The organism is Streptomyces sp. NPDC005728 (genome assembly GCF_040630895.1).
Classification (GTDB): domain Bacteria; phylum Actinomycetota; class Actinomycetes; order Streptomycetales; family Streptomycetaceae; genus Streptomyces.
In genome coordinates, this window is record NZ_JBEXYL010000129.1 from 1 (window position 1) to 19,184 (window position 19,184).

The window sequence follows — 19,184 nt, forward strand, 5'->3', positions numbered from 1 at the left end:
CTCGCCGACTGGCCGGAGGAGGACCTGATGCGGTTCGCCCGGTATCTGGAGCGGTACAACACGGGGCCGGCGAAGACCGCCGACCCCGACTGAAACAGGCGCCTTCCTAGGGCACCGGGACGGCAGCCCGGTCGTCCGGCACGTGCTCGGGGACGCGGGCCGCGAGGAACGCCGTGTGGCGGCGGAGCCGGAAGCCGAGGGACTCGTACAGCCGGATGGCGTTGGTGTTGCGGGCGCTGGTGTGCAGGAACGGGGTCTCGCCGCGCTCCCGGATGCCGTGCGCGACCGCGAGGATCAGCCGGGTGGCCAGGCCCTCGCCGCGGAAGGCCGGGTCGGTGCAGACCGCGCTGATCTCGGTCCAGCCCGGCGGGTGCAGCCGCTCCCCCGCCATGGCGATCAGGGCGCCCTCGCGGCGGATGCCCAGGTAGGTGCCGAGTTCGACGGTGCGCGGCAGGAAGGGGCCAGGCTCGGTGCGCGCCACGAGATCGAGCATCTCCGGTACGTCGGCCGGACCGAGGCGGACCGCCTCCGCGTCCGGAGCGGCGGCGAGGCCGTCGTCAACGAGCTGCACGCCCTCGACCCGGAAGGTCACCTCCCAGCCGTCCGGCACCTCCCCGCAGTAGCCGGCCAGCGGCACCTCGGCGCCGGGGCCGGCCAGCGCGGCGAGGTCGGCCCAGTCGTCCGCGTCCGGCTCGTCGGGCAGGGCCTGCCACGGCGAGACGTCGAGCGGGTAGCGCAGCACGCGGCCGCGCCGCTCGGCGAAGTGGGCGTGCGGGCCGGTCAGGGAGGCGAGGGCGGGGTTGTCGAGGACGTGCGGGGCCGCGGTCGGCTCGTGGCCGGCCGCTCCGGAGCGGGCGCCGGGCAGGTCGCTCATGCGGCCACCTCGATCACGATCTTGCCTAGGGCGTGCCCGTCCTCGACGGTGCGCAGGGCCTCCTCGGCCAGGTCGAGCGGAAAGGTGCGGGTGATGTGCGGGTCCAGGGCCCCGCGCAGCACGAGTGCGGCCACCGCGTCCAGGACGGCGGCGGTACGAGCGCGCACGACCCGGGAGCCACCCAGCTCGGCGACGGTCGCGGGCGGGGCTGCGGCGGTGATCAGCTTGGTCCGGTCGGCGAGCAGGGCGGCCGCCTCGGCCAGCGTCCGGTCGCCCACCAGGTCGAACACCGCGTCGACGCCCCCGGGGACAGTGGCGCGCACGCGGTCGGCCAGGTCCGGGCCGCCGGCCACGTGCACCGCACCCAGTGACGCCACGAAGTCCTTCTTCTGCTCGCTCGCCACGCCCACGACCCGCACCCCGAAGGCACGGGCGATCTGCACGGCCGCGGCGCCGACCCCGCCGCCGGCGCCGGTCACCAGCAGGGTCGCGCCCTCGGCCAGGCCGAGCTGGCGGATGCCGTCGTAGGCGGTGGCCGCGGCGACCGGCAGGGTGGCGGCGTCGGTGAAGGACAGCCCGGCCGGCTTGTGCGCGGTCACCGCGGCGGCCAGCAGGGCGTACTCCGCGTAGGCACCGTCGACGGTGTTGCCGAACACCGCATCGCCGACGGCGAACCCGGTCACGCCCGCGCCGACCTCCTCGACCACGCCGGCGGCCTCGCTGCCGAAGACCGCGGGGAAGACCCGTTCGCCGCTCTCGCCGGGGCGCCGGTATCCGGTGCGCAGTTTCCAGTCGACCGGGTTCACCCCCGCCGCCCGGACGGCGACCAGGAGCTGACCCGGGCCGGGGCTCGGTCTTGCCACGTCGGTCAGCGCCTCGGTCTCCGGGCCGCCGTACCGCGTGAAGACGTACGCCTTGGGCATCCTCATTCCTCGCTTCCGTCGTGCTGTCTCACCGGCGCACGGCCGGTACTCAGCGCCAAGGAGGAGCGCGGGGCGGCTATTCCCGTCCCGTCCAGAGTTCATACGGCCGCAATGGTCGGGGCGCTGACCTGGGACGGAGCACCCAAGCCGAGAGCGTACGGTTGAAGCATGAACGTCACCCGAGGCTTCACGGGTCGCCCGCGCGTCGCCCATCCAGGACTGCCACCGGGGCAGTACGACGCGGGGGACAACTGGCCCGTCCTGTCCGCCGAGGTCACCCCCGACCTCACGCCCGCCGACTGGTCCTTCCGCATCGACGGACTGGTGGAGCAGCCGCACACCTGGGACTGGGAGCAGGCGCAGGCCCTGCCCACCTCGTCGTACGAGGGTGACATCCACTGTGTGACCAGCTGGTCGAAGTTCGGGGTGCGGTTCGGCGGCGTCTCGTTGGACACGTTCGTCCACATGGTCCGGCCACATGTGTCCGCCACCCATGCGATCGCCTATTCACACACGGGTTACACCACGAACCTGCCGCTCGCGGATCTCACCGGCGGGCGCGCCTGGATCGCCTGGGAGTACGACGGCCGGCCGCTCGCCCCCGAGCACGGCGGTCCGGCGCGGCTGCTGGTACCGCACCTCTACTTCTGGAAGAGCGCCAAGTGGATCGCCGGCATCACCCTCCTCGACCACGACGAGCCGGGATTCTGGGAGGGCAACGGCTACCACGAGCGGGGCAACCCGTGGGAGGAGCAGCGGTACTCCGGTGACTGAGACAGTGACCACGGCCTCCCTCGTCCCGGCCGTCCCCCAGACCTCCCCGGCAGTCCCCCGGACCCGTTTCGCCGTGCCCGGACGCATCGCCGTGAGCGAACAGTCGGCCACGCTGTGGCAGACGGCCACCCTGACCGGGATCCGGCGGGAGACGCCGCACACGGCCACGTTCCGGCTCGCCGTGCCGGACTGGGCGGGACACCTGCCCGGGCAGCACCTGCTGCTGCGGCTGACCGCGGCGGACGGCTATGTGGCCCAGCGCCACTATTCGATCGCGTCCGCACCGGACGACTCCGGCCACATCGAGCTGACCCTGGACCGGGTACCGGACGGCGAGGTCTCGGGCTGGTTCCACACGGTGGCCAGGCCCGGTGACACGGTCGAGGTGCGCGGCCCGCTGAGCGGCTTCTTCGCCTGGCCGGGCGACCGGCCCGCCCTGCTGCTCGGGGCCGGTTCCGGGGTCGTACCGCTGATGTCGATGGTGCGGCACCACCGGGCGCGGGGTCTCGTCGTGCCGCTGCGGATGCTGGTGTCCGCGCGCAGCCCGGAGGAGCTGATCTACGCGGGCGAACTGGGAACGGAGACGACGACCGTCTTCACGCGCAGTGCCCCCACAGGGGTGCCGGTGGGTCGTATGGCGGCCGCACATGTGGCGCCGCTCCTGGCCGAGCAGCCTGAGGGTGGGTGGGAGGCCTATGTGTGCGGCTCCAACGGGTTCGCCGAACACACTTCCCGCCTGCTGGTCGAGGCGGGCCAGCCGGTCGAGCGGATCCGCATCGAACGCTTCGGCTAGGGCCTGTCCGCGGCTCGGTCGGCCGGCAGTCAAGGGCGCCCGGCAAGCCCACAGGAGCGTGCCGGACACCGCCTGCCGACATGATCCGGACGACACCCGCCGGGCGCGCGGGACGCGTACACGGCACGCTCGCGCAGTCATGGGGCGCGTGCCGCGTGCCGTGCTCCATGAGGGCTTGAAGTCGCGGTAGGCGGCGTGAGCGAGGCGCGTTGTACGGGGTACAAGACGGGTGTGCACGCTCGTGTGCGGCAGCGGGGGCGGACTGCCGGTGCCCCGGCTCGCCCGGCCCTCCGCCCTCGGCGGCGAGGAGGTGGACATGCGTACCCAGGTGCGCGGCTGGCGCTGGCGACGCAATCCGCTGCGACGCCGGTCGGACGTCGTGGAGGCGTGGGCGGTGCTGATCGCCGCCGTCCTGCTGTTCGTGGTCGCACCCCTGGCCGGGATCGCGGCCGGCCTGCATGCCCATGACGATGCGCGCTCGCTCGCGGTGACGCAGCGGTCCCAACGGCATCAGGTGCGGGCCGCTGTGATCGCCAACACGCCCGAGCGGCTGCCCACGGTGCAGGGCGACCCCGAGCACGCCTACCGTGCCCACGTCCGGTGGACCGAGCCGGGCAAAGGGACCCGTACCGCACTGGCCCGCGTCCCGGCGGGCACCAGGGCAGGCGATGTGGTGACCGTGTGGTTCGACGCCCAGGGTCGCAGTGTCGCCCCGCCGCCGGACGATGTCGCGGTCTGGCAGCACACCGTCACCGTCGGCCTGTGCGCGGCGGGCGGCGCGGCGGGCGTGGTCCTGCTCGGACACGCCGTGGAGCGCCGGATCGCGCTGCGCCACCGGCTCGCCGAGTGGGAGCAGGAGTGGGCGCGCACGGGACCGAAGTGGACGCAGCCGAGGACCTGACCGGCAGGTGACCCGATCACCGGGACACCGGCGATCACCCCGCCGAGCGCTCGCAGCAAGCGATTTCTCCTCCTTGGCCAGCACAGTGAGCGCGTGCCCGTGACAACGAGCCGGGTCCGTTCCACGCATGGGCCTGGCGAGTCATCCGATCATCCACGTACGGTGAGAAACGCAGTCTTCCTTCACTCCCCCTCCACAAAGGCGGTAGTCGATGGCCCTGTTCGACCTCCCGATCGACGAACTCCGCGCGTACCGGAGCGAGTCCGGCGCGCCCGAGGACTTCGACGCCTTCTGGAGCCAGACGCTCAAGGAGACACGCGCGCACGACCTGGACGCCCGCTTCGAGCCGGTGGACACCGGGCTGTCCACGGTGCAGGTGTACGACGTGACGTTCGCCGGGTTCGGCGGCCACCCGGTCAAGGGCTGGCTGCGCCTGCCGGCCGGCGCCACCGAACCGCTGCCGCTGGTGGTGGAGTTCATCGGCTACGGCGGCGGGCGCGGGCTGCCGCACGAGAAGCTGCTGTGGGCGTCGACGGGCCGGGCCCACTTCGTGATGGACACGCGCGGGCAGGGCAGCGCGTGGGGCGGCGGGGGCGGCACGGCGGACCCGGTGGGCGCGGCGCCCGCCTATCCCGGGTTCATGACGCGGGGCATCGACGCGCCCGAGAACTACTACTACCGCCGTGTGTTCACGGACGCTGTACGCGCGGTGGAGGCGGCCCGCTCGCATCCGCTCACCGACGCGACGCGGACCGTGGTGATCGGCGAGAGCCAGGGCGGCGGCGTCACCCTGGCCGTCGGCGGGCTGGTTCCCGATCTGGTCGCGGTCGCCCCGGACGTGCCGTTCCTGTGCGACTTCCCGCGTGCCACGACGGTGACGGACCGTCACCCGTACCGGGAGATCGGCATGTTCTTGAAGACGCATCGGGGTCGTGCGGCAGATGTGCTGCGCAACCTCTCCTACTTCGACGGCGTGCACTTCGCGGCGCGCGGCCGGGCTCCGGCCCTCTTCTCGGCGGCCCTGGAGGACCAGACCTGCCCGCCGTCGACCGTGTTCGCGGCGTTCAACGCCTGGGCGCACGAGGTCAAGGTGATCGAGGTGTACGACTTCAACGACCATGAGGGCGGCGGGCCGTTCCAGGAGGAGCGCAAGCTGCGCTGGCTGCTGTCGTACGCCTGAGGGGACGGACGGGAGGGGCATGGGCATGGACACACGCGAGGCCGCCGAGCGGTTCGTCCGCGTCTGGGAACGGGCCTGGACCGCGCACGACGTGGGTGCGCTGGTCGATTTGTACGACGAGGACTGCGTGCACCGGTCGATGCCGTTCCGCGAGCCGCACCGGGGCCGGGACGAGCTGGCCGCGTATCTGCGCTGGTCGTTCGCCGAGGAGCAGGTCGGCGACGTGCGGTTCTCCCCGCCCCTGGTGGGGCCGGGCGGGGTCGCGGTGGCCGAGTTCCGGGTGCTGAGCGAGGAGGGCGGCGCCGCGTCCACCCTGGCGGGCTGTGTGTTCGTACGGTTCGACGCGGAGGGGCGGGCCGTCGAGAGCCGGGACTACTGGCACACCGCCGAGGGCCGCCAGGAGCCGGCGGGCCGGCTGTTCTTCCTCTGATCCACCTCTTCCGCCGATCCGCCCCTTCCGCTGATCCACCTCTTGCGCTGATCGGCCCGGGCCGCCGACCACTGCCCCAGGCCGCCGGCCACCACCTCTGCCCGCCTGCCCCGCCCCTGCCGGGCCCGCCCACCTCCTTCCCTCCAGTCCGACCAGTCGGTACGTTCGGGGTGCCCGGGTCGCAGCGCCGCGGCCCGGGCTTCCGGTGACGACGGAGGTCCGATGTCCGCACACGAGGCACAGGTTCACGGCCACTGCGACGCACGCTTCGCGGCGGTGCGGGAGGCGTTCGAGGAGAACTTCCGGGAGCGGGGCGAACTGGGCGCCGCGGTGGCGGTGACCGTCGACGGCGCGACGGTGGTGGACCTGTGGGGCGGCTGGGCGGACGCGGCCCGCACCCGGCCGTGGGAGCGGGACACGCCGGTCAACGTGTGGTCGACCACCAAGGGTCCGGTGGCGCTCTGCGTGCATCTCCTCGCCGACCGGGGCCTGCTCGACTTCGACCGGCCGGTGGCCGCGTACTGGCCGGAATTCGCGGCGGCGGGCAAGGAGCAGGTCCTCGTACGGCACCTGCTGTCGCACCGCGCCGGGCTGTCCGGCCTCAGGGAGCCGCACTCCGTCGAACAGCTCTACGACTGGGAGCTGACGACCGGGCGACTGGCCGCGACCGAGCCGTGGTGGGAGCCGGGCACCCGGTCCGGGTATCACGCGCTGACCTATGGCTTCCTGGTCGGCGAGGTCGTACGGCGCGTCTCGGGACTGCGGCCGGGGGCGTTCCTCGAGCGTGAGGTGACCGGCCCGCTCGGGGTCGTCGACTTCACCATCGGCCTGCCGGAGAAGGAGTCCGGCCGGACGGCCGAGCTGGTGCATCCAAGGGCTGTGGACACCAGCGAACAGGCCCGCATTTTCGGCCAGCTGACACCCGCCGCACTCGCCGCACTGGCCAATCCACTGGTGGGCGCGGCACAGGCGAACACACCCGAGTGGCGGGCCGCGGAGATCCCGGCGGCCAACGGGCACGGCACCGCACGGGCGGTCGCCGCGCTGTACGGCGTCTTCGCCGGCCGCGGTTCCTACGGCGGCCGGCGGCTCCTGTCACCGGAGGCCGCCGAGCGGGTGCGCGAGGGGCAGGGCAGCTGCCGTGACCTGGTCCTGGGGGCGGGCTTCGAGAGTGAGACGGAGATCGGGCTCGGACTGTGGCTCAGCGGGGCCAACGGATCGTACGGACCGAATCCGCGGGCTTTCGGACACGACGGGTTCGGCGGTTCCTGCGGGCTCGCCGACCCCGAGGCCGGCCTCTCACTGGGCTACGCGATGAACCGGATGGGCCCGCACATCGCGGATGATCCACGCAAGATGGCGCTGGTGAACGCCCTTTACGACGCCCTGTGACGCCCGGGTCGCGCGGGTGGGTTTCGGCCGAACCGCCGGGCCGCTCTTCCCTTGTGGTTTAGACCAATGCTAGATGTGGTCGCGCAATGAGCCCGCACGGCTACGTCTTGTCACCAACAGGAGGCGCGGCATGGCCCGCACCACCCCGCACGATCCCCCGCAGACCGACCGTCGGCCCCTGTACTGGCAGGTCGCGTCGCTACTGCTCGACGAACTGCACGACGGCACCGTTCCGCCCGGCGAGCGACTGCCCGGCGAGCGCCATCTGGCCCGGCACTTCGGGGTCAGCCGGGAGACGGTCCGGCAGGCACTGGAGGCGCTGCGCCGCAGCGGCCTGGTCACCACCGACCGACGCGGCAGCCATGCCACGCTGCCCGGCCGTCCGGTCGAGGACCCGGTCTCGCTCACCTTCCCGGTCGGCGCCCGGCCGGCTGACCTGAGCGCGGTGGACCGGGCGACGGTGACCTGGGAGGCGCCGTCGCCGGAGCACGCGCAGGCGCTGGGCCTGGCCCCGCACCGGCCGACGCTGGTGCACCGCTACCGGTCGGCCATGCCCGACGGGAGGTCGCTGCGCACGGCGGTGACGTCGTTCTCGACCGTGGCGCTGGCCGAGGTCGCGGAGCTGGGCCGCTACCGCGACCGGGCCGACGGGGCCACTCCGGCGCAGCTGCGCCGGGCCTACGACTGGATGCGCAAGGCCGGTCTGACCCTGCACCACCGGGACTCCATCACCCAGGTCGGTGACGCCTCCTCGGTCCGGGTGACCCGGCGGGTGCACGACCAGTACGCGCGCCCGCTGGAGATCACCGACCTGGTGGTGAACGCCGAACGGGACGCGCTGGTCTACGAGTTCACACTGCCGGCGGCGGGGTAGGGACGTCGCTCGTGCGCGCCGAGACCAGCCGGACGCGAGGTGCGCCGTCGCCGCGCCGACCGAACTCGGGCAGGACGTGCAGGTCGACCGTGAACCCCGCGCGGGTCAGCTCCCCCAGTACGTGGCCCAGCCGGAAGGCCCGGTAGTACATGACGAACGGCGGCCGCCACAGGGCGTTGCGCACCCGCATCACCGCGTCGAAGCCGTGCAGCATCCAGAACGCGGGGCTGGAGGGACGGGGCGGGGCGAGGACCGGGAAGGCGAAGCGGCCGCCCGGCCGCAGCACCGAGTGGACCTGGGCGAACAGGCCGGGCAGCTCCCGGGGCAGGAAGTGGCCGAACGCGCCGAAGCTGACCACGAGGTCGAAGGTGGCCGTGAACGGCAGGGCACGGGCGTCCGCGCGCACCCAGGCGACGCCCGGCGCCCCAGCCCCAGCCCCAGCCCCAGCCCCAGCCGGACGCTCCCCGCCCGCACGCGCGGCCCGGCGCCGGGCGACATCGAGCATGCCGGCGCTGAAGTCCACGCCGGTGACGCTGCGCCGGCACACGCCGGCCAGGACGTCCGTCCCGGCGCCGGTGCCGCAGCACAGGTCGAGGCCGTCCTCGAACGGGCCGAGCGGGCCGAGCGCCTTCGCCACCGCGTCCAGCACGGCGTCGGGCGTCCGGAAGGGGGTGTGGTCGAATTTCGGGGCCAGGAGGTCGTATCCGCGCTCGACGGACGACAGCGCCTGCACGGTCAGTTCGCGGAGCGTGGGGCCTTCGGGGCTGAACATCTCGTCAGCCTAGGGGCTTCCGCCGCTGTGGACACGCCTCACCCAGCTGACTATTGTCATCCGCGCCTATTCATTTAGTTGACTATGCGAGGTGAGCCGATGCGTGCGTTCCGCGAGGCGGTGGAGACGGGCGACCTGAAGGCCGTCGAGGCGCTGCTGGCCGACGATGTCGTCTTCACCAGCCCGGCCGTTTTCAAGCCGTACCCGGGCAAGGCGATCACCGCGGCGATCCTGGGCGCGGTCATCCAGGTGTTCGAGGACTTCCGGTACGTCCGGGAGATCGGCGCTCCGGACGACGCCGACCACGCGCTGGTCTTCACGGCCCGGGTGGGCGACCGGGAGCTGACCGGCTGCGACTTCCTCCATGTGAACGAGGAGGGCCTGATCGACGACTTCATGGTCATGGTCCGGCCGCTGTCGGGCGCCCAGGCCCTCGCCGAGGCCATGGGCGCGCGGTTCGAGCAGATCGTGAAGGATGCGGAGGCGCGGTCCGCCTGAACGGCGCGGCCCGGTGCGGACGCCGACCGGCGCCCGTCAGCCCTTGAGCTGATCCAGCGTGGCCTTGGTGTCGGTCTTCAGCCAGTCGGAGACATCGGTGAGCGCGGGCGGGTCCTTGTCCTGGTCGTACGAGCTGAGGTAGGCGCTGTAGCTCATCGTGTATGTCATCCAGCCGTCGCGGACGGCGAGGGTGGCGTAGCGGGAGCCGCTGGAGGAGCCGCTGGTGGTGTCCTGGCTGACGAGGTAGGCCTCGTCGCCGATGCCGCTCACCGCGCTCACGTCGTACCCCGTGTGGCTGTCGCCGTAGTTCTTCCAGGTGGCCGTGAACTCCGGTGCGGGATCGGACTTCTTGTGCAGGTCCACCTGGATGGACAGATAGGCGTCCGCGTACGAGGAGCCGGTCTTCTTCAGGCCCAGGCTGCAGTAACTCTCGTCCAGCGCCTTGTCCTTGAGGGAGTTGTGCGTCGGGGAGGAGCCGTTCTCGGGATACTCGTCCTTGAAGGAGGAGTAGTCCGCGCCGGAGCACATGTTGGAGGGCGCCGCGTAGCCGCGCAGGTCCGCGCTGTCGCCCTTGCCGGCGATCAGGAACAGACCCGCCGCCCAGGCGGCGGACGCGACGACCGCGCCGACCGCGACCCAGAGCACGGCCCGCCCGGCACCGCTGCCGCCACCGGGCGGCGGTACGGGTACCGGACCGTACTGAGGTGGCTGTGCGTAGGGGTTCCCCGGCACGCCTGCCTGCGGTTGGGGTGCCGGCTGTCCGACCAGCGTGGGCTGCGCGTAGAAGTTCCCCGGCGGAGGAGACTGCGGGTTCGGGTAGGGGTAGGCCGTCGGCTGCGGCGGTACGGCCGGCTGCGGTGCGGGCTGCCCGGGCTGTGGTGCGGCCTGAGCGGGCTGCTGTGCCGGCTGTCCGGGCGGGGGCTGGTCGGCCGGCTGCGGCGACTGCGGTGGCGTGGACATGTCGTGACGATAGTGCAGAGTTGGCGGTCAAGTCCGCTGACGTCCGGGATCGTTATGGTGTGGGGACATCTGGTGCGGGTCGCCGGGAGACGGAGCGGGACGGCGTCGTCTGCCTGTCGTACGGCTCAGCCGCCCAGGTGTACGGGGAGCGCGCGGACGCTGTTGCCGACGAAGCTGGAGTGGCGTGAGAGCCGGTCCTCAGGTACTGCGAGGTCCAGTGCCGGGAAGCGCGTGAACAGCTGCTCCAGGGCGACGGTCGCCTCCAGGCGGGCGAGCGGGGCGCCCAGGCAGTAGTGGGCACCGTGGCCGAGGGAGAGATGGCGTACGGCGTCGGCGCGGGCGGGCCGGGTGACGTCGAAGCGGTCGGCGTCCGGGCCGTGCGCGGCCGGGTCGCGTCCGGCGGCGGAGTAGCCGGCGAGAACGGGCGTCCCCGCCGGTATGAGCGTGCCGTCCACGGTCAGGCCCTGCACCGGGTAGCGGAACGGGAAGTAGCTGACCGGCGCGTCCCAGCGCAGGGTCTCCTCGACCATGTCGGCCCAGCTCGCCTTGCCCGCGCCCACCAGCTCCAGTTGCTCGCGGTGGCCGCACAGGGCGCGTACGGCGTTGGTGATCAGGTTGAGCGTGGTCTCGTGGCCGGCGATGATCATGAGAACCAGGGTGCCGATGAGTTCCTGCTGGCTGAGCCGGTCGCCGTCCTCGTCGCGGGCGGCGATCAGGGCGCTGGTGAGGTCGTCGCCGGGGTGTGCGGCGCGCGAGGCGGCGACCTCGGCCAGGACGGCGACGAGTTCGCGGTTGGCGGCGACCGCCTCGTCCGGTTCGATGTCCGTGGCCACGACCTGGTTGGACAGGTGGTGCAGCCGGTCGCGGAAACCGGCGTCGACGCCGAGAAGTTCGCTGATGACGCCCATGGGCAGGGGCAGCGCGAAGTGCTCCCGCAGATCGGCGACCCCGTCGCCCGTCCGAGCCGCCCGCGCCAGGTCGTCGAGCAGCGAGGCGGTCAACTCCTCGATCCGGGGCCGGAGTTCCGCCACCCGGCGGGGGGTGAACGCCCGGCTGACCAGCGAACGGAGCCTGCGATGGTCGTCCCCGTCGGCAGTGGTCATGCCCTGCACGGTGGCGAAGGTCAGCAAGGGCCAGCCCGCGGCGATGCGCCCCTCGCGCAGCGCCGTGAAGTGGCGTGCGTTCTTCGCGACTTCGGGGTGCTGGAGGAACTCCCTGAGCGCCTCGTGCCCGAGCACCGCCGCCCCCTCGATACCGCCCGGCAGCACGACCGGGGCCACGGCACCGCGGGCCAGCAGCCGGGCGTTGTCGGCGTGCGGGCAGCCACCGGAGGGATCCATGCGGTGCGGTGCAGTGGCGGGGGTGGGCTCCACCGGGCTCTCCTGACGGCCGTAGGACGGGAACGAGCCCGATCGTAAGGGCCACGGGGCCCTGTGCGGAGCGGTGTCGCGCGTCCACCGACGTCCAGGACGGCCTTTCCGCGCAGCTTCCTGCTCGCCGGCGCCCCGGCCGCGTCGGCGGTCTTCTCCCAGGGACCGCGCCGGCCGACGGGGACGCGCAGTCTCCCGGCGGCGAGCAGAGCGAGCAGTCACCGCAACTGCGCCCGCCGGTCGGTGAGTCCGCCGCCGTTGCAGACCGACATGACGGTCTTCGAGGGGACGGAGCCCAGCGTGGACCCCGACGGGCAGCACGGCCGCGCGTCCGGCGGCCCGGCCGACGCTCTGCAGGCTGCCGTCGGGCGCCAACAGGGCATACCCCGAGGCCAGTTGCTCGCCGCCCACGGTGTCGATCACCACGTCGACGGGCTTGCGTCACCGTGTCGGACCCCGCCACCACCTCGTCGGCTCCCGGCTCGGCGACCCACTGGGTCACCGGGTGCGGCCGACCGGGCGAAGTACAGCTCGGCCGCGTTGAGCCAGGTGTGTCGCATCTCCACGAGGACCTGGCCGGGTCCAGGGACGGGATCCGGGGCCTGCCCGAGCCGCAGTCCACCCGGTGCCCCGGGGGCCGACGATCAGTGCGCGCATGGGGTGTCCTGCCTCTCTTCCCACCACGGGAACAACTCACGCCATCGACGTGTTGACGGGATCACAGCGGTACTCTGCCGTCGAGTGGTACGGTGCTTTCAGCACTTGTGTACGCCCCCCAGTGGGCGCCGGTGCCAGTTTCTCCTCTCCACGCTGATCCGTCCGTCGTTTCCGACCCGGACGCGGCAGCTTCTCATCACCGCCTCGCTCCGAGGTGTCGTTTCCGCCGCCCGAAGGCACACAGGCCCTCCCGTCTCGCGGCTCCCCTCCCCCCTTCCTCATGTCTTCCGTCCGTGAAAGGACCGTCCATGACCACCACACTCGAACCCCCTCACGTACAGCAGGCCCCGGCCGCCCGGCCCGTCACCGGTGTTCTCGACATCGACGCGCACGGGAAGGGGTACCTGCGAGCCGTGACCTGCCTGCCCTCCCCCGCCGACCCGCAGGTGCCGCCCGCGCTGATCCGCCGTCACGGCCTGCGCAAGGGCGACCTGGTCGAGGGCGTCCGCGGGGCACAGCGTGCCCTGACCGACATCGATCACGTCAACGGGCGCACCCCGGGCGAACTCCGGGGCCGCCGCCACTTCGGCGATCTCACCCCGCTCCACCCGCACGAGAGGATCCGCCTCGAACACCCGGCGTCCGGTCTCGCCGGACGGGTCACCGACCTGTTCGCGCCGGTCGGCAAAGGCCAGCGCGGGCTGATCGTGGCGCCGCCCAAGAGCGGCAAGACCGTGCTGCTCCAGCAGTTCGCCGCCGCCGTGGCCGGCAACCATCCCGAATGCCGCCTGATGGTCGTCCTGCTGGACGAGCGGCCCGAGGAGGTCACCGAAATGCGCCGTTCGGTGCGCGGCGAGGTGTACGCCTCCACCTTCGACCGGTCGCCCAAGGAGCACATCGCCCTCGCGGAACTGGTCGTCGAGCGGGCCAAGCGGCTCGTCGAGGCCGGCGAGGACGTCGTCATCCTGCTCGACTCCCTGACCCGGCTGTGCCGGGCCCACAACAACGCCTCCGCCGCCGGTGGACGCACCCTGAGCGGCGGTGTCGACGCGGGCGCGCTGCTCGGCCCCAAGCGGTTCTTCGGGGCCGCCCGCCAGGCCGAGGAGGGCGGCTCGCTCACCATCCTCGCCACCGTCCTGGTGGACACCGGCTCCCGCGCCGACGGCTACTTCTTCGAGGAGCTGAAGAGCACGGGCAACATGGAGCTGCGGCTCGACCGGGAACTCGCCGCCCGCCGGGTCTTCCCGGCCGTGGACATCGACCCCACGGGCACCCGTCGCGAGGAACTCATGCTCACCCCGGCCGAGTTGACGACCACTCGGGGCCTGCGCCGGGCACTGCGCTCCCGGGAGGGCGCACCGGCCGCGCTGGAGACCCTGCTGGAGCGGATGCGGGACACCCCCGACAACGCCACGTTCCTGCGCCGCATCCAGCCGACCCTGCCCTCCGGCTGAGCGCCGCCGGTCCACCCGGAGTGCGGCATCCGGGTTGCTCCGTTAGACCGTCCGGCCCGGGCACCGCGCCGAACGACCACCCCTTTTCTACGTTGATCATATGATCACCGGATTCTCTTCTCGGGCAGCGTCGTCGGCCTGTGCCCTGTGCGTCGCGGGGGTGCTGGCCCTCGCGCCGGCCGCCACTGCCGCCGCACACCGCGCGGGGGATCCCGCACCGCCCGGGCCGCGGGCCGCGGTGCCGCGGCCGTCCCTGCTCTACCGCTCCGGCACGCAGGTCAGACCGCATCGGAACGCTCCCGAGCTGCCGGAGGTCTCCGCGCTGTCCTGGCTGGTGGCCGACGCAGGCAACGGCGAGGTGCTGGCCGCGGGCGACGCGCACCGCAGGCTGCCGCCCGCGAGCACCCTGAAGACCCTGTTCGCCCTCACCGTGCTGCCGGCCCTGCCCTCAGGCATGCAGCACACGGTCAAGTACCAGGAGCTGCAGGACGTGGGCGAGGGCAGCAGCCTGGTCGGCGTCGAGGAGGGACACACCTACCAGGTGTCCGACCTGTGGCGCGGGGTCTTCCTCAGCTCCGGCAACGACGCCGTGCACGTGCTCGCCTCCCTGGGCGGCGGCTGGCGCGCCACGGCCACCCGGATGCAGGCCGAGGCCCGTTCCCTGGGCGCCCTGGACACGCACGTCGTCTCCCCCGACGGCTACGACACCCCCGGCCAGGTGTCCTCGGCGTTCGACCTGGCGGTCTTCGGCCGGGCCGGGCTGCGCAACCCCGACTTCGCACGGTACTGCTCCACCGCCCAGGCCCAGTTCCCCGGCGACGGATGGCCGTACGCCATCGAGAACACCAACCGCCTGCTGACCGGCGAGGACGGCGTGGCGCGGTACCCGGGGCTGATCGGCATCAAGAACGGCTACACCACCAACGCGGGCAACACGCTCGTCGCCGCCGCCCGCCGCGGCGGGCGCACCCTCGTGGTGACGGTGATGAACCCTCAGGACGGCGGCGGGTTCGCCGTGTACGAGGAGGCCCGCGCGCTGCTCGACTGGGGCTTCGCGGCGGCCGGTCAGGTGGATCCGGTGGGCTCGCTGGACGGGCTGCGCGCCGGGTCCCGGCCGTCGACGTCCGTACCCGTCGCGGCGGCCACGTCCCCGGAGCGGGACGACGAGTCGGACTGGTCGCCCGCGGCCGTCGCGGGTCTCGCCGGACTCGGCGCGGGGGCCGTGTGTCTGGCGCTGCGGGCCAAGGGCGGCCGGGCCGAGCGCGACTGACCGACCGGCAGGCCGATCAGCAGGCCCAGCATGACCCACGTGTAGATGTTGCTGCCGAGGAAGCCGTCGATGCCGGAGGCGTCGTCGAACCAGAGCCACACCACGCTGGTGCACAGCACCGCGTACAGGGCGCCCGCCAGCCGCGGGTGCCCGGCCCGCACCAGCACCGCGAAGGACGGCAGCAGCCACACCAGGTGGTGCACCCAGGTGATCGGGCTGACCAGACAAGCCGCGGCGCCGGTGAGCGCGAAGGCCGCCGTCCAGTCCCCGGCCGCCACCGCCCGGCTCGCACGCCACGCCCACACGCACAGGACCAGCAGGACCACCGCGCCCCACAGCGCACGGTCCGTGTCGCCGAGCCGGGCCAGGACACCCTGGAGCGACTGGTTCGAGACGTAGTCGAGGCGGCCGACCCGGGTGGTGTCCCACAGCGCGTCGGTCCAGTAGAAGCGGGAGGCACGGGGGTCCGCCCAGGCGGCCAGTCCGGTCGCCGCGAAGGCCACGGCGGTCGCCACCGCGGCTGCCCGCCACCGCCGGGCGAGCAGCAGCAGCCCGATGAACAGGGCGGGCGTGAGCTTCACCGCGGCGGCAAGTCCGATCCCGGCGCCGGCCCAGCGGCCCCGCCCGGTCGACAGCAGCCAGGAGTCGCCGAGGACCAGGGCGAGCAGCACCAGGTTCACCTGGCCGAAGCTGAAGGTGTCCCGCAACGGCTCGAACAGCGCGAGCAGACACAGGGCCAGCGACCAGCCGAACCAGCCGTGCCGTCGCCAGCCGGCCCCGGCCAGGATCCGCAGGACGACCGCCAGCGCGGCCAGGTTCACCAGCAGGGAGGCCACCATCGCGGTGTGCCGGCCCAGCGCGGCCAGCGGGAGCATGACGAGCGCGGCGAACGGCGGGTACGTGAAGCCGTACGAAGTCCCCGGGACCTGGTAGTCGTAGATCCGGCCGCCGTGGCCCACCCACATGTGCACCGTGCCGTAGTAGACGCGCAGGTCGAAGAAGTCCCGCAGCAGCGGCACGGTCGCCGTGAACGCGGTCACCGCGGCGACCAGCGCCAGCACGAGCAGGGCGCGCCCCCGGTCCGTGCGCGGCAGCGAGAACCCCGTCATGCCGTGCGTCCCGTCGCCGGTGCCTGGGCGGCCTGGTGGGCCTGCCACAGCACGACCACGCCGAGCAGACCGCCGGAGACCGCGAGGACCAGCTGGCCGGCGTCCGCCGGGCCGCCGCTGGGCAGCACCGCGAGAGCCAGGACACCGGCCAGGGCGGCCACCCGGTGCCGTACCGAGGTGCTGGGCGCGGCGGCCGCGATGAGGAACAGGCCCCACAGCACGTACCAGGGGCGGATCGCCGGGCCGAAGACGGCCACCGTGAGCAGGCTCAGGCCGAGCGCGTACACCGGTCGCAGGCGCAGCCGCAGCCATATCAGCCCTATGGCGATCGCGGTGGCCGCGAGCCCGAACAGATGCCAGGCCGGCACCGCCAGCGGGGCCAGGTCGCTGCCGAGGCGGTCGAGCAGGGCGCCGGTGGCACGGCCGAGCAGGCTGGTGAGCGCCCAGTTGTGCGGCGAGACCGGGGTGTCCAGGGCGCGGATCCAGCCGTAGCCGGTTCCGGCCACGGCGGTGGCGGCGACCGTGGTCGCCGCGGCGGCGGCCGCCGTCGTGAGGACGGCCCACAGCGGGGTGCGGCGGGTGCGGATCTGCAGGGCCACCACCGCGAGCAGGCCGAGCGCGGCGGGTGCCTTGACCAGCGCGGCCAGCGTGACGAGCACCGCCCCGAGGACGGGCCACCTGCCCAGGGCGGCGACCAGGCCGAGCCCCAGCAGGCCGAGCATGATCGCGTCGTTGTGGGCGCCCGCCACCAGGTGCAGCAGGACCAGCGGGTTCAGGGCGCCGAGCCACAGCGCGGCGGCCGGGTCGGCACCGCTGTGCCGGGCCAGGCGGGGCAGCGCCGCCGCCATGAGGGCCACGCCGAGCAGGGCGACCAGGCGCATCCCGAGAAGACCTGCGGGCAGTTCGCCCCGGGTCAGGCCGGACAGCGCGGAGGCCAGCCCCAGGAAGGCGGGACCGTACGGGGCGGCCGTGTGCTGCCACACCGGGGCCACCTCGTCGGCCAGCGGGCCGCCGAGCTGCGCGGGCCCCTGGGCGTACACGTCCATGTGGGCGTCGACCATGGCGCCCTGGGCGAGGTAGCTGTAGACGTCGCGGCTGAACAGCGGGGGCGCGAGCAGCAGCGGCACCGCCCAGACGGCCAGGACCGTCAGCAGGGCCCGCTGGGTGGGCGGTTGCGGACCGCGTACCAGACGGCCGAGGAGCACCCAGGCCGCTATCAGCAGCACGACGCCGAAGTAGACCCCGACCAGTCCTAGCGCGGCCTGCGCGGAGGCAGGTGCCAGGAGGTCCTGCACGGGCAGCGCGCCCGCTGTCTCACCTCCCAGTGCCAGGAAAGCGGTACCGGCCAGGCCCAGCACCTGGCAGCGGCGGAGATCGAAGGGGAAAGCCATGGCCAACACTGGGTCAGCGTGTCAACACTGGGTGGCCGGAAGGCGACGCTCCCTTCTCCTGCGGGAGACCCGTACATGTCCGGCACGTGAGGAACGACGACCTCTGCGGCCCCGCGCGGCCACCACTGCACCGAACGGTCAGAAGACCGACAGGCCGGTGAGCGTGGTGAACCGGTCCAGGGCCGCGACGCCCGCCACCGAGTTGCCCCGTTCGTCCAGCCCCGGGCTCCACACGCACAGCGTGCAGCGGCCCGGGACGACGGCGATGATGCCGCCGCCGACCCCGCTCTTGCCGGGCAGGCCGACGCGGTAGGCGAAGTCGCCGGCCGCGTCGTACGTCCCGCAGGTCAGCATCACCGCGTTGACCTGTTTGGCCTGGCTGCGGGTGAGCAGCCGGGTGCCGTCGGCGCGGATGCCGTGCCGGGCGAGGAACGTGGTGGCGAGGGCGAGGTCGGCGCAGGAGGCGGCGATGGAGCACTGCCGGAAGTACTGGTCGAGCAGGACCGGCACCGGGTTGTCGATGTTGCGGTAGGACACCATGAAGTGGGCGAGGGCGGCGTTGCGGTCACCGTGCGCGGTCTCCGAGGCGGCGACGTCCTCGTCGAAGTCCAGGGAGGGATTGCCGCTCTCGGTCCGCAGGAAGGCCAGCAGTTCCCCGGCCGCGTCCGCGGTACGGGTCTGCAGACGATCGGTGACGACGAGCGCACCCGCGTTGATGAAAGGATTCCGCGGGATGCCGTTCTCGTACTCCAGCTGCACCAGCGAGTTGAACGGGTTGCCCGAGGGCTCGCGGCCCACGTGTTCCCAGAGTTCGTCGCCCTCGCGGGCAAGGTCCAGAGCGAGTGTGAAGACCTTGGTGATGGACTGCGCGGAGAACGGCTCCCGCCACTCCCCCACCCCGTAGACCGTGCCGTCCAGCTCGGCCACGGCCATGCCGAAACTGCGCGGATCGCGGGCCGCGAGCGCCGGGATGTAGTCGGCGGGACGCCCGCGGCCGGGGGTGCGCCCTATCTCCTCGGCGATGCGCTCCAGGACCGGCAGGAAGGTGAGGGACGACGTCGTTGTCATGATCACCATTCTGCCTCCGGGCCGGTCCCGGTGCGCAATCGCGGCCGTGTCCGTGCAGGTCAGGCCATGGGTGCTCCGCTGCCCGCGACGATCTCGGGGCGCAGCAGGTCAGCGAGCTTCTCGGCGGGCAGCAGCCCCTTCTCCAGCACGAGTTCGGCCACGCCCCGGCCGGTGGCGAGGGCCTCCTTGGCGATGTCGGTGGCGGCCGTGTACCCGATGTGCGGGTTGAGCGCGGTGACCAGGCCGATGGAGTTCTCCACGGTCGCGCGCAGCACCTCGGTGTTGGCGGTGATGCCGTCCACGCAGCGCTCGGCCAGGGTGAGGCAGGCGCTCTGCAGGTGGGTGATGCTCTCCGACAGGGAGTGCAGGATGATCGGCTCGAAGGCGTTGAGCTGGAGCTGTCCCGCCTCGGCCGCCATGGTGATGGCGACGTCGTTGCCGATGACCTCGAAGGCGACCTGGTTGACGACCTCGGGGATCACCGGGTTGACCTT

Annotated in this window: 17 protein-coding genes and 2 pseudogenes; 10 read left to right on the forward strand and 9 right to left on the reverse strand. The window is 72.9% G+C overall.

Annotation, left to right across the window (positions count from 1 at the left end; all coding sequences use genetic code 11):
• Nucleotides 1-106: 106 nt before the first annotated feature.
• Both ABZ471_RS42775 and ABZ471_RS42780 read right to left on the reverse strand, forming a co-directional pair.
• Nucleotides 107-874, reverse strand: a complete 768-nt coding sequence (locus ABZ471_RS42775; RefSeq protein ID WP_359074513.1) for a GNAT family N-acetyltransferase — start codon at nucleotides 872-874, stop codon at nucleotides 107-109.
• Nucleotides 871-1,797, reverse strand: coding sequence for an NADP-dependent oxidoreductase (locus tag ABZ471_RS42780; protein WP_359074515.1), 927 nt, complete (start codon nucleotides 1,795-1,797; stop codon nucleotides 871-873). The genes ABZ471_RS42775 and ABZ471_RS42780 overlap by 4 nt, the downstream gene beginning before the upstream one ends.
• 168 nt (nucleotides 1,798-1,965) lie before the next feature.
• Here ABZ471_RS42780 and ABZ471_RS42785 point away from each other — a divergent pair, with 168 nt between their 5' ends.
• From ABZ471_RS42785 to ABZ471_RS42815, 7 genes are all read left to right on the forward strand, one after another.
• Nucleotides 1,966-2,571, forward strand: coding sequence for a sulfite oxidase-like oxidoreductase (locus tag ABZ471_RS42785; RefSeq protein WP_359074517.1), 606 nt, complete (start codon nucleotides 1,966-1,968; stop codon nucleotides 2,569-2,571).
• Nucleotides 2,572-2,644: 73 nt separating this feature from the next.
• On the forward strand, nucleotides 2,645-3,364 hold the full coding sequence (locus ABZ471_RS42790; protein WP_359074540.1) for a ferredoxin reductase: 720 nt from the start codon (nucleotides 2,645-2,647) through the stop codon (nucleotides 3,362-3,364).
• 229 nt (nucleotides 3,365-3,593) lie between these two features.
• On the forward strand, nucleotides 3,594-4,265 hold the full coding sequence (locus tag ABZ471_RS42795; RefSeq protein WP_359074518.1) for a hypothetical protein: 672 nt from the start codon (nucleotides 3,594-3,596) through the stop codon (nucleotides 4,263-4,265).
• 211 nt (nucleotides 4,266-4,476) lie between these two features.
• Nucleotides 4,477-5,445: an acetylxylan esterase gene (locus ABZ471_RS42800; protein ID WP_359074520.1), complete on the forward strand. Its 969-nt coding sequence runs from the start codon at nucleotides 4,477-4,479 to the stop codon at nucleotides 5,443-5,445.
• A 25-nt stretch (nucleotides 5,446-5,470) separates the two neighbouring features.
• The gene (locus ABZ471_RS42805; protein ID WP_359074522.1) at nucleotides 5,471-5,875 is read left to right on the forward strand and encodes a nuclear transport factor 2 family protein; all 405 of its coding nucleotides are present in this window, start codon (nucleotides 5,471-5,473) and stop codon (nucleotides 5,873-5,875) included.
• Between the two features lie 222 nt (nucleotides 5,876-6,097).
• On the forward strand, nucleotides 6,098-7,267 hold the full coding sequence (locus tag ABZ471_RS42810) for a serine hydrolase domain-containing protein (protein WP_359074523.1): 1,170 nt from the start codon (nucleotides 6,098-6,100) through the stop codon (nucleotides 7,265-7,267).
• 130 nt (nucleotides 7,268-7,397) lie between these two features.
• Nucleotides 7,398-8,141 (forward strand): GntR family transcriptional regulator, encoded by a 744-nt coding sequence (locus ABZ471_RS42815; protein WP_359074525.1) that lies wholly within the window; start codon nucleotides 7,398-7,400, stop codon nucleotides 8,139-8,141.
• Here ABZ471_RS42815 and ABZ471_RS42820 read toward each other — a convergent pair.
• The gene (locus ABZ471_RS42820) at nucleotides 8,119-8,913 is read right to left on the reverse strand and encodes a class I SAM-dependent methyltransferase (protein WP_359074527.1); all 795 of its coding nucleotides are present in this window, start codon (nucleotides 8,911-8,913) and stop codon (nucleotides 8,119-8,121) included. The genes ABZ471_RS42815 and ABZ471_RS42820 overlap by 23 nt on opposite strands.
• A gap of 99 nt (nucleotides 8,914-9,012) precedes the next feature.
• On the opposite strand from ABZ471_RS42820, the gene ABZ471_RS42825 reads away from it, so the two are divergent.
• Nucleotides 9,013-9,411, forward strand: a complete 399-nt coding sequence (locus ABZ471_RS42825; protein WP_359074528.1) for a nuclear transport factor 2 family protein — start codon at nucleotides 9,013-9,015, stop codon at nucleotides 9,409-9,411.
• A 36-nt stretch (nucleotides 9,412-9,447) separates the two neighbouring features.
• Here the strand turns inward: ABZ471_RS42825 and ABZ471_RS42830 are convergent, their stop codons facing one another.
• A complete protein-coding gene (locus ABZ471_RS42830) occupies nucleotides 9,448-10,371 on the reverse strand; it encodes a hypothetical protein (protein WP_359074530.1) in 924 nt (307 codons plus the stop codon).
• A gap of 125 nt (nucleotides 10,372-10,496) precedes the next feature.
• Complete coding sequence (locus tag ABZ471_RS42835) at nucleotides 10,497-11,744, reverse strand: cytochrome P450 (RefSeq protein ID WP_359074532.1); 1,248 nt, start codon at nucleotides 11,742-11,744, stop codon at nucleotides 10,497-10,499.
• Nucleotides 11,745-12,706: 962 nt separating this feature from the next.
• On the opposite strand from ABZ471_RS42835, the gene rho reads away from it, so the two are divergent.
• Both rho and ABZ471_RS42845 read left to right on the forward strand, forming a co-directional pair.
• Nucleotides 12,707-13,852 (forward strand): transcription termination factor Rho, encoded by a 1,146-nt coding sequence (gene rho, locus ABZ471_RS42840; RefSeq protein ID WP_359074533.1) that lies wholly within the window; start codon nucleotides 12,707-12,709, stop codon nucleotides 13,850-13,852.
• Nucleotides 13,853-13,952: 100 nt separating this feature from the next.
• Entirely contained in the window at nucleotides 13,953-15,122 is a 1,170-nt protein-coding gene (locus ABZ471_RS42845) for a serine hydrolase (RefSeq protein ID WP_359074535.1), read from the forward strand.
• A gap of 224 nt (nucleotides 15,123-15,346) precedes the next feature.
• Here ABZ471_RS42845 and ABZ471_RS42850 read toward each other — a convergent pair.
• The 4 genes and pseudogenes from ABZ471_RS42850 to aspA form a co-directional block, all read right to left on the reverse strand.
• Nucleotides 15,347-16,231: pseudogene (locus tag ABZ471_RS42850) on the reverse strand (glycosyltransferase family 87 protein); the annotation flags it as partial.
• Nucleotides 16,228-17,622 (reverse strand): polyprenol phosphomannose-dependent alpha 1,6 mannosyltransferase MptB, encoded by a 1,395-nt coding sequence (mptB, locus tag ABZ471_RS42855; protein ID WP_359074537.1) that lies wholly within the window; start codon nucleotides 17,620-17,622, stop codon nucleotides 16,228-16,230. The pseudogene ABZ471_RS42850 and the gene mptB, both read right to left, overlap by 4 nt.
• Nucleotides 17,623-17,760: 138 nt before the next feature.
• Nucleotides 17,761-18,699, reverse strand: coding sequence for a glutaminase (locus ABZ471_RS42860; RefSeq protein WP_359074538.1), 939 nt, complete (start codon nucleotides 18,697-18,699; stop codon nucleotides 17,761-17,763).
• Nucleotides 18,700-18,749: 50 nt separating this feature from the next.
• Nucleotides 18,750-19,184, reverse strand: a pseudogene (gene aspA, locus ABZ471_RS42865) (aspartate ammonia-lyase); the annotation flags it as partial.